At 74.3% G+C, this 9,602-nt stretch carries 8 protein-coding genes; 3 read left to right on the plus strand and 5 right to left on the minus strand.

Going from position 1 to position 9,602, the window contains the following annotated elements; translation table 11 throughout:
* Positions 1–260: 260 nt before the first annotated feature.
* The 4 genes from ACFCX4_RS30895 to ACFCX4_RS30910 form a co-directional block, all read right to left on the minus strand.
* Positions 261–1,022, minus strand: a complete 762-nt coding sequence (locus tag ACFCX4_RS30895; RefSeq protein WP_376149647.1) for a nucleoside/nucleotide kinase family protein — start codon at positions 1,020–1,022, stop codon at positions 261–263.
* Positions 1,023–1,031: 9 nt separating this feature from the next.
* Complete coding sequence (locus ACFCX4_RS30900) at positions 1,032–2,012, minus strand: LD-carboxypeptidase (protein ID WP_376149650.1); 981 nt, start codon at positions 2,010–2,012, stop codon at positions 1,032–1,034.
* Positions 2,013–2,102: 90 nt separating this feature from the next.
* Positions 2,103–3,200 (minus strand): tryptophan--tRNA ligase, encoded by a 1,098-nt coding sequence (gene trpS, locus ACFCX4_RS30905; RefSeq protein ID WP_376149653.1) that lies wholly within the window; start codon positions 3,198–3,200, stop codon positions 2,103–2,105.
* Positions 3,201–3,435: 235 nt separating this feature from the next.
* A complete protein-coding gene (locus ACFCX4_RS30910) occupies positions 3,436–5,064 on the minus strand; it encodes an APC family permease (RefSeq protein WP_376149656.1) in 1,629 nt (542 codons plus the stop codon).
* A 299-nt stretch (positions 5,065–5,363) separates the two neighbouring features.
* Here ACFCX4_RS30910 and ACFCX4_RS30915 point away from each other — a divergent pair, with 299 nt between their 5' ends.
* Positions 5,364–6,473, plus strand: coding sequence for an ABC transporter substrate-binding protein (locus ACFCX4_RS30915; RefSeq protein ID WP_376149659.1), 1,110 nt, complete (start codon positions 5,364–5,366; stop codon positions 6,471–6,473).
* A 201-nt stretch (positions 6,474–6,674) separates the two neighbouring features.
* Positions 6,675–7,673: a hypothetical protein gene (locus ACFCX4_RS30920; protein ID WP_376149662.1), complete on the plus strand. Its 999-nt coding sequence runs from the start codon at positions 6,675–6,677 to the stop codon at positions 7,671–7,673.
* Positions 7,674–7,749: 76 nt separating this feature from the next.
* Here ACFCX4_RS30920 and ACFCX4_RS30925 read toward each other — a convergent pair whose 3' ends face one another.
* The gene (locus ACFCX4_RS30925; protein WP_376149665.1) at positions 7,750–8,268 is read right to left on the minus strand and encodes an NUDIX hydrolase; all 519 of its coding nucleotides are present in this window, start codon (positions 8,266–8,268) and stop codon (positions 7,750–7,752) included.
* Between the two features lie 177 nt (positions 8,269–8,445).
* Here ACFCX4_RS30925 and ACFCX4_RS30930 point away from each other — a divergent pair, with 177 nt between their 5' ends.
* Positions 8,446–9,462 (plus strand): ATP-grasp domain-containing protein, encoded by a 1,017-nt coding sequence (locus ACFCX4_RS30930; RefSeq protein ID WP_376149668.1) that lies wholly within the window; start codon positions 8,446–8,448, stop codon positions 9,460–9,462.
* The last annotated feature ends 140 nt before the right edge of the window (positions 9,463–9,602 follow it).

Here is a 9,602-nt window from a genome sequence, read left to right on the forward strand (position 1 = left end):
GCTTCCCTCATCCAACTCGCTGGCGTCTTCTGCGGCTTGACGCCCCGTCCGACGTTTCAAACTCTAGCCGAACCCCGCTCCGAAAAGCGAATCCGGCCGCAATTCCCGAAAACAGGCACACCGAATAAACCCTGAGCCGGAACGCATCGAAACAAAACGCGACACGCCTCGGCCCGAACCGGGAAGAGGTGGTGTTTCAGAGGATTGGCCGCCCCGGGACCGTCCGCGCAGATGCGTGTCCGGTGCTCCCAGCCGAGCGACTAGAGAACACTACGCCCATTCGGGGACGAAGGCAAACGTCCCACCCGGACGACGCGGGTGCAGGCCTCGCGGCCGGCCTTCACGTACTCCCCGTTGGGACGGTCGTTGCCGGAGACCCACTGGCGGGCCGCCGCCTCGTCCCGGCCGCCGGCACGGTGGCGGCCGAGCAGGCGTTCCTCGCGGACGGCGTCGTCGGTCTCCACGTACCAGAGTTCGCGCAGGAAGCGGCGGGCCTCGGGCCACGGGTGGTCGGCGGCGGCGAGGTAGTTGCCCTCCGTGACGACCAGACGGGCCCGGGGGTGGACGACGTGGCGGGCGGCCACGGGCTCGTCGAGGTCGCGGTCGAAGTCGGGGACGTAGATGTCGTGGAAGCGGTCGGTGGCCACCCGGCGCAGCAGGGCGACGTAGCCGAACGCGTCGAAGGTGGCGGGTGCGCCCTTGCGGTCGCCGAGGCCGAGGCGGTCGAGCTGGGCCGCGGCGAGGTGGAACCCGTCGAGCGGGAGGTAGGCGGCGCTGCCCGGGCCCTCGCGGCGTTCGACCTCGGCGACGAGGTGCCGGGCCAGGGTGGACTTGCCGGCTCCGGGCGGGCCGGCAAGTCCGAGGACGGTGCGGGCGCCGCTGCCCGGGCCGCGCAGCAGGCCGAGGGCGAGGGCCGTCAGGCCGTCGGCGTCGAGGGCGGTCCTGTCGGGGCCCGGGCCGGGGCCGGCCGGGCTCGCGCCGTCCCCGGTGGAGCGGTGCGCGTTCATGCGGTGCGCGTTCATGCGCGAACCCTACTGAGCGGGCTGCGGCGCCCCGGCGCGTCCGGCGAGGGCGGGCAGGTCGAGGGTGAGGGTGCCGGCGTCGGCGTCGAGCAGGGCGGGAACGCCGAGCGGGACGGTGAGGGGGGACGGACAGTGGCCGAAGCCCAGCTCCCAGACGACGGGTATGCCGAGCGGGCCGAGGCGGTCGAGCATGACGTCCCGGACGCGGTCGAGCGGTCCGCAGCCCTCCCAGGAGCCGAGCGCGATTCCGGTCACCCCGTCGAAGGCGCCGGAGCGCAGGAGCTGGGTGAGGACGCGGTCGAGCCGGTAGGGGTGCTCGTTGACGTCCTCCAGGACGAGGAGGCAGCCCTCGTAGGAGGGGCGGGCGGTGGGGGTGCCGCGTTCGGCGGCGAGGACGTGGGTGCAGCCGCCGGCGGTGATACCGCGGGCCCGGCCGGGGACGAGGGCGGTGGCATCGGCCGAGGTGAGGACGGTGGTGGCGGCGGGTTCGAAGAGGGTGCGGCGCAGGTGTTCGGCGCTGGGGCCGTCCTCGACGAAGCCGGCCGTGGCGGTCATCGGCCCGTAGAGGGTGGCGAGGCCGAGGCGCTGGGCGAAGGCCTCGTGCAGGGAGGTGACGTCGCTGAAGCCGATCAGGACCTTGGGCGGAACGGCGCGCAGGGCGTCCCAGTCGACGAGGTCGACCATGCGGTGGACTCCGTAGCCGCCGCGGGCGCAGACGACGGCGTCGACGGTGGGGTCGAGCCAGGCGTCGCGGAGGTCGGCGGCGCGGTCGGCGTCGGTGCCGGCGAGGTGACCGAGGACGGGGTGGGTGTCCAGGACGTGCGGGGCGACGGTCACGCGCAGGCCCCAGGAGCGCAGCAGGGCGGTGCCGGCGTCGAGCCGCCGCGGGTCGATGGGGCCGCTGGTGGCGATCACGGCGACGTGGTCGCCGGGGCGCAGGTGCGGTGGGCGGGTCAGTCCTCGGCCGGGGGTGGTCGGGTGCTGGTCCATGGCCGGGTCCTTCCGGGGCTGGGCGGTCGCGGGGCGGGGTTCCCGGGGCCGGCGCGGGACCGGCCCCGAGAGGTTATGCCCCTGACGCGTTCACAGCGATCCCATGACCTCGCGGACTTCGGCGAGGGTGGCGTCGGCGATCCCGTTGGCACGTTCGGAGCCGGCGCGCAGCACGGCCCGGAGGTGGCCGCGGTCGGTGGCGAGTTCGGCCCGGCGCGCGCGGATCGGGCGGAGGTGTTCGTTGACGGCCTCGGTGACCGTGCGCTTGAGCGCGGCGGAGCCGCCGTCGCCGATCTCCTCGGCGACCGTCTCGGGGGCGCGGTCCTGGCAGAGGGCGGCGAGCAGGACGAGGTTGGAGACCTCGGGGCGGCCGGCGGGGTCGTAGGTGATGCGGCGCTCGGTGTCGGTCTTCGCGCCCTTGACGAGCCGGGCGGTGGTGTCCTCGTCGGCGGCGAGCGGGATGGAGTTGCCGCGGCTCTTGCTCATCTTGCCGCCGTCGGTGCCGAGGAGCAGCGGTGCGTCGGAGAGCAGGGCCCGGGGCCGGGGGAAGACGGGGGTGCCGTCGGGCCGGGGGTAGCGCTCGTCGAATCGGCGGGCGACGGTGCGGGCGACCTCCAGGTGGGGCAGCTGGTCCTTGCCGACGGGGACGAGGTCGGCCTTGCAGAAGAGGATGTCGGCGGCCTGGTGGACGGGGTAGGTGAGCATCAGTCCGTTGACGGAGGCCTGGCTGGAGTGGGCGATCTCGTCCTTGACGGTGGGGTTGCGGTGGAGTTCGGCGACGCTCACCAGGCTGAGGAAGGGGAGCAGCAGCTGGTTGAGGGCGGGGACCGAGCTGTGGGTGAAGACCGTGGCGCGGTCGGGGTCGATGCCGGTGGCGAGGTAGTCGAGGACGAGGTTCTCGGTGTGCTCGGCGAGGCGGTCGGCGACGTCCCGGTCGGTGATGACCTGGTAGTCGGGGATGACGAGGAACATCTCGACGCCCAGGCGCTGGAGGCGGACCCGGTTGCGCAGGCTGCCGAAGTAGTGGCCGAGGTGGAGCGGGCCGGTGGGCCGGTCGCCGGTGAGGACGCGGTGGGCGGCCGGGTTCTCGCGGATGTCGTCGTCCGGGCCGGTGGGACGGGTGGAATCGCCGGGACCGGTGAGGTCCGCGGGTGCGTCGGGGCCGGCGGTGGTGGTCGTGGTGGTCACGGGGTTTCTCCTCGGTACGGCGTGGTGGCGGCCGTCCGGGGCTCGGGGCCCGTCCCGTCGGAGAAACGCGACAGGGCCGTCCATCCCGGACGGCCCTGGTCAGGCGTGGCTGGTGGCCGTCCTAGGACGGCCACCAGCTGAGACCTGCGAAGCGCTTCACGGGATCGAGGATAGCGGGTGCGGCCCCCCGGCCCGGTGCCCCTTGTTCCCCCGTTCCTCCGCTCCCCGGTGGTGGTCAGTCCTCGACGACGAGGGCGGGGGTGTCCTGGCGGAGCGTCTCGCCGCGGAAGAACGCCGGCCGGTACACGCCGTACACGACCATGAGCACCGCGCCGAGCAGCAGGATGCCGACGCCGATGACGAACACCGAGCCGATGCCGAGGACGGCGCCGCTGCCGTACTCCGGGTCCCAGGCGTCGGTGAGGGTCTGCAGGAAGACACCGGTGAGCAGGACGCCGCCGAGCAGCGGGGCGAGGCCCTTGAGGACGAGGTCGCGCAGGCTGTCGCGGAGCGAGCGGCGGAAGTACCGGACGCAGGCGAAGGCCGTCAGTGCGTAGTAGAAGCAGATCATCAGCCCGAGGGCCAGGATGGTGTCCTGGACGACGTTCTCGCTGATCACGCTCATGCCGACGTAGAAGGCGGCGGTCGCGAGGCCGGCCGCGACGGTGGCGAAGCCGGGGGTGCGGTGGCGGGGGTGGACGGTGCCGAAGCGCGGCGGGACGGCCCGGTAGGCGCTCATCGCGAGCAGGGTGCGGGCGACCGGGATGAAGGTGGTCTGCAGGCTGGCCGCGGCGCTGGCGACGACGGCCACGAAGAGCAGGATGCTCCACGGCGAGCCGAGCACCGGGCGGGCCAGTGCGGCGAAGACGTTGTCGGCGGTGTCGGGGTTGCCGAGGCCGGTGCCGGTGGTGCCGACGCCGGCGAACATCTGGGCGGCGACGGCGACCAGCAGGTAGGAGCCGACCAGGGTGACCATCGAGATCATCGCGGCCCGGCCGGGGGTCTTGGCGCTGCCGCTGGTCTCCTCGTTCATGGTGAGGCAGGTGTCCCAGCCCCAGTACATGAAGATCGAGAGGGAGAGACCGGCGGTGAAGGCGCTGAAGGAGCTCACTTCGAGCGGGTTGAGCCAGGAGGCGGAGAAGCCGACCGAGTCGGGCAGGTCGCCGGCGGCGGCCTTGGCGACGGCGATGCCGGCGAACAGCAGCAGGACGGCGAGCTGGAGGCCGACCAGGCCGTACTGGAACCACTTGGTGGCCGTCATGCCGCGGTAGCTCATCGCGGTGGCGGCGGCGATCAGCGCGACGACGGTGGCCAGGTGGACGGCCTTGTTGTCGTTGAGGCCGGCGACGGTGCCGCTGCCGGTCATCTCGCCGAGCATCAGGTACAGGAAGTCGGTGGCCACCCCGGCGAGGTTGGACAGCACGATGATGGTGGCGACCGTCAGGCCCCAGCCGGCCATCCAGCCGGCGCGGGGACCGAAGGCCTTGACGGTCCAGGTGAAGGACGTGCCGCAGTCCGGGAAGTCCTTGTTGAGCTCCTTGTACGCGAACGCGACGAGCAGCATCGGCAGGAAGCCGGCCAGGAAGACCGCGGGCATCTGGACGCCGACGGCGGTGACGGTCGGTCCCAGGGTCGCGGTCAGGCAGTAGACCGGGGCGACCGTGGAGACGCCCAGGACCACGCTGCTCAGCAGGCCGACGGAGTTTCCCCGCAGGCCCTTGTCCCCCGCCGCCGCCCCCGTCGCCCCCGCCGGTCCCGTGCCGGGGGCTCCACCACTGGCACCACTGACCGGGGCACCCTGCGGAGCGGCGGGCGCCGTTGCCCGGCCGCTGCTTCCGTGCTCTGAGAGCTGCTGATCAAACACCAGCGCACCATAGGTGCGAGTACTGAAGGTTGAGTAGGCCAACCTCGGGTGATCTGAAGCACTCCCTTGGATTTGCCCGCAAGTGACGAGAGCTTGTCCGGTGATGCATGGGTCGTTAACCCATGTACCTTTATTTCAAAGGGTCGTTACACAATCGATTCGCCCGATGTGCACAGGTTCATGGTGCTTTGCGACCCACCTCCGAGCCCCCGGACGCGATGCGGATCGGAGCCCTCGGGAGCCGTCGGATAGGTTTGCCTCACCTAACCCCGACCGCTCGATCGTGCAAGGAGCGCCGCGTGTCCCCCACCCCCGGCCACCCCACCGTCCACCGCCCGTCCCGCCGGACGCTGCTCACCGCGGCCCTCACCGGCGGAGCCGTTCTCGGCCTCGGCGGCCTGCTCACCGCCTGCGGCAGCTCGGGCGACTCCGGCTCCGGCGGTTCCGGCGGCGGCTCCGCGCAGCCCTCCGGCGGCTCCTCGCCGAACCAGAAGTCGGTCAAGCAGGGCGGCGACGACTACGCGACCGTCATCGAGAAGATGAAGAGCTTCGGCACCGACGCGGCCCCCGGCGTCTACCCGCGGACCGTCCGGCACGCGATGGGCGAGACGGTCATCCCCGCCAAGCCGGTCCGGGTCGTCGTCCTCGACACCGGCGAGCTCGACAACGTCGTCTCGCTCGGCGTCCAGCCGGTCGGCGTGGTCTACACCGACGGCTCCAAGGTCCTGCCGTCCTACCTCAAGGACAAGGCCGGCAACCCCGCGAACGTCGGCACCATCAACAGCCTCAACCTGGAGGCCATCGCCGGCCTCAAGCCGGACCTGATCCTCGGCAGCCAGCTGCGCGCCCAGGACCAGTACGAGCAGCTCTCCAAGATCGCGCCGACCGTCTTCTCGCTGCGCCCCGGCTACCCGTGGAAGCAGAACTTCGTGCTCAACGCGAGCCCGTTCGGTCTGGAGGCGGAGGCCAGGGCCCAGCTGGAGGCCTACCAGGCGGCGGCCACCGCGGTCGGAGCCGGGCTCGGCGACAAGCGGCCCACCATCACGCCGCTGCGCTTCATGCCGGGCAAGACCCGGCTGTACGCGGAGCTGTCGTTCATCGGGACCATCCTCACCGACACCGGACTGCCGCAGCCCACGATCGAGCAGGTGAAGGAGCTCGCGGTGGAGATCAGCCCCGAGCAGATCGACAAGGCGGACGCCGACTGGATCTTCTACGGCGTCTACGGGACCCCCAGCTCCACCAATCAGGACGCGGTGCTCGGCGGGGCGCTGTGGAAGACGCTCGGCGCGGTCAAGTCCGGCCAGGCCCGGCCGGTCTCGGACGAGACCTGGTTCCTCGGCCTCGGCGTGGCCGCGGCCAACATCGTGCTGGCCGAACTCAAGGGCTTCGTGGCCGCCGGCGCCTGACCCCCGCCCCGCTGCCGACGCCCCCTCGGGCCGGCCCGCCCGTCCGGGGCGGCGACGGCCCGGGGGGGGCGTCAGGGTACCGGGCGGAACGGGCGGAAGGGACGGCCTCGGTGCCGTGGGGCCCACGGGGCGGAAAGCCGCTTGGAGCAGATCGTCCGGTGCGGGAGGATCAGCGGGACCGATCCCCGAAGGGCCCGTGCAATGACCACGCTCGACCAGTCCGCCACCGACCGGCCCTCGTCGGCCGCACCCGCCGTCCCGCCGGCGCCGTCCCCCGCGTTGCCCTCGGCCCCGGTCTCGTCCGTGTCGCCGGGGCCCTCCGCGCCCCCGGCGGCCGGCGCCGGGGGCGGCGGCACGGCGGGCGGCACGACCCGCTGCTCGATCGCGGCGGCGACCGGGGCCGAGGGCCGCACGGGCGGCACGGGCACCCTCCTGCCCGGCGGCTCCGTGCCCCGGCCGCGCGGCGCCGCCGCCGGGCCCGAGGGGGAGCCCCGTGAGGGGTCCGGAGCGGGAGCCGACCGCGGGAACGGCGGCACGGCCGAGGGATTCGTCCGGCTCCAGCAGCCGCCGGCCGTCCGGGACCGCGACATCCCCGTGCTGCGGGCCGCCCAGGAGGAACTGCGCAGCGTCGTCACCCGGCGGCCCTCGCCCTCGCGCCGACTGCGCCGGATGCACCCGCAGGCGGCCGGCGCGCCCCGGCCGGACGCCGCGCGCGCCGGACAGGTCCCGGCGGCGGATGCGGCGTCCGCCCCCGGGCCTCGCACCGTCGACGAGCGGGGCGGCGAGCGGACCGGCGAACGGAGCGGCGGCGGCGAGCGGGCCGGCGGCGCGGCGCGGGGCGACGACGGCGGCGCCGGCCAGCGGCCGCCCGGCGCCGAGGCACCGCTGGGCGTCCTGATCGGCGGCACCTCGGCACGCCCCGAGGAGCACGCCGCCGTCCGGGCCACCGCCGAGCTCCTCCGGCTCGGCCGGGGGACGTGTCTGGTGGTCCTGCCCGCCTGGCGGCCCGCGATCGCCGTCTCGGTGCCCACCGAGCACCTGCTGAGCGCCACCGGCCTCGCCTACGAACGGCTGGCCGAGGCACGGCTCTCCGTCGTCATCAATCCCGGTGCCCTGCACGACCGCGAGCTGGAGCTGCGGGACTGGCAGGCCGGCCCGACCGGGCGGAGCGGCCGGCGCGCCGGCCGCCGGACGTCCTGAGGCCGTTCCGGGGCGGGCCTCGGCGCCGGACCTCCGGGGCCCGGCGGTGCCGTTGGGCGTGATCCCCGGAGAGGCCCTAGTTGGGGACGTAGCCGAGGTCGACCGGCTCCGGTGCGCGGCGGTCGGCGAGCCAGCCGACGCGCACGGCCGCCAGCAGCTCGGGCAGCCGGGGCGGCCACAGGGCGTCCGCGTTCTCGTCGGCGAGGTCCTCCGGGGTCCACCAGCGCCAGCCGAGGATCCGGTCGGCCGCGTGCATCGCGCTGACGTCGCCGACCGGGCCGCGGTGCGGGCCGCTGGTGAGGTAGATGTGCTCGTGCTGGCGGACGGGCGTGCCGTGCCAGGTGAAGTCGTGCTCCCAGGTGCAGAGCAGCGGGCCGGGTTCGAGGTCGGACCAGCCCGTCTCCTCCCAGAGCTCCCGGCGCGCGCCCTTCCAGGGGGTCTCGCCGGGCTCGATGCCGCCGCCCGGCATGGTCCAGTGCACGCCGACCTCGCTGTTGTCCGACCGCAGGAGGAAGACGGAGCCCCGTTCGTCCAGGACGACCGTCCGGGCCGCCTGCCGCGGGGTCCTTCGCGCGTTGCGCCACAGGTTTCGCATCGGGTCACTCTCCCAGCGGCCGTTCCGGGCGTCGAGCGGATTCCCGCGGCCCCGGCGGGGCCGGTCCGCGGGCCGGTCCGCCGGACGGGTCCACGGGGTGCCCGGTGCCCGTTCGGGGCCTGTGACGTCGGGGTTTTGACGGCCCTGCGAACAGTTGGTGGCCGTACCCTGACGCCCATGCCCGCACCCGCGTTCCTCCTCCCGTACCATCCGCTGGACCCGCGCCGGATCGACCCGCAGTTCGCCTGGGAGGCGAGGCTGCTGCGCGATCTGGGCGGCGAGCACCACCTGGTCGACCACGACGCCCTGCTCGCCGGGGACGCCCGCGCCGCCGTCGACCGCGTTCCGCCGGGGCGCGGGCCGTTCTGGTACCGGGGCTGGATGCTCCCCTCCGCCCGCTACGCGGACTTCGCCTCCGCTCTGGCGGAGCGCGGCGGGCAGCTGCTGACCAGCCCGCCCGGATACGCCTCGGCACATGAACTGCCGGGCTGGTACGGGGTGTTCGAGGGCGCCACGCCGCAGAGCGTCTGGCTGCCGCTGGCGGGGGCCGGGAGCGCGGCGGGGGCCGGAGCCGGGGCCGGGCGGCGGGCCGAACCGCCCGGCGCGGAGCGGTTGGCACCGGCCGTCGCGCAGCTCGGCGGGCAGGGAGCGGCGATCGTCAAGGACTACGTGAAGTCCCGCAAGGACGAGTGGGACGAGGCCTGTTTCGTCCCGGAGCTGGCGGATCTGTCGGCCGTGGCGCGGGTGGTCGCCCGGTTCGTGGAGCTGCAGGGCGAGTACCTGACCGGGGGCGTGGTGCTGCGGCGGTTCGAGGAGTTCACCCGGGTGGGGTGGGACGCGGACGGGGGCCTCCCGGCGGACGGCACTCGGGCGGACGGCGTCCGGGCGGACGGCCCCACCGGCTCGGGGCAGGAGGGACGGCGGCGGGCGGTGGAGGCCCGGGTGTGGTGGCTGGACGGGGATCCGGTACTGGTCGGCCCGCATCCGGACCTGCCCGGCGGCCCGGCCGCCCCCGACCTGTCCGTGGTCCGGCCGCTGGTGCGGGCGCTCGGCTGCCGGTTCGTGACCACGGACCTCGCGGAGCGGGCCGACGGTTCCGGCTGGCGGGTGGTCGAGGTCGGCGACGGGCAGGTGAGCGAGCTGCCCCGGGGAATCGATCCTTCGGGTTTGCTGATCGCACTTCTTGCGGCGTGAGCGAGGGGCGTGGGCGAGGGGCGTGACGGGCGGCCGGGCGGACCGGCGCGGCGCGGCGGGAGCCGCCGGTGTGACGGGCCGCCGGTGTGACGGGGCGGCGGGGTGCGACAGGGCGGCGGGCCCGGGTGTGTTCACCCGGG

Source organism: Kitasatospora sp. NPDC056327, assembly GCF_042261735.1.
GTDB lineage: Bacteria > Actinomycetota > Actinomycetes > Streptomycetales > Streptomycetaceae > Kitasatospora.

Bases quoted from the DNA above. Each gene is read 5' to 3' on its own strand.
- ACFCX4_RS30920 (WP_376149662.1), top strand. From the start codon at position 6,675: ATGACCACGCTCGACCAGTCCGCCACCGACCGGCCCTCGTCGGCCGCA.
- ACFCX4_RS30930 (WP_376149668.1), top strand. From the start codon at position 8,446: ATGCCCGCACCCGCGTTCCTCCTCCCGTACCATCCGCTGGACCCGCGC.
- ACFCX4_RS30900 (WP_376149650.1), bottom strand. From the start codon at position 2,012: ATGGACCAGCACCCGACCACCCCCGGCCGAGGACTGACCCGCCCACCG.
- ACFCX4_RS30925 (WP_376149665.1), bottom strand. From the start codon at position 8,268: ATGCGAAACCTGTGGCGCAACGCGCGAAGGACCCCGCGGCAGGCGGCC.
- ACFCX4_RS30895 (WP_376149647.1), bottom strand. From the start codon at position 1,022: ATGAACGCGCACCGCATGAACGCGCACCGCTCCACCGGGGACGGCGCG.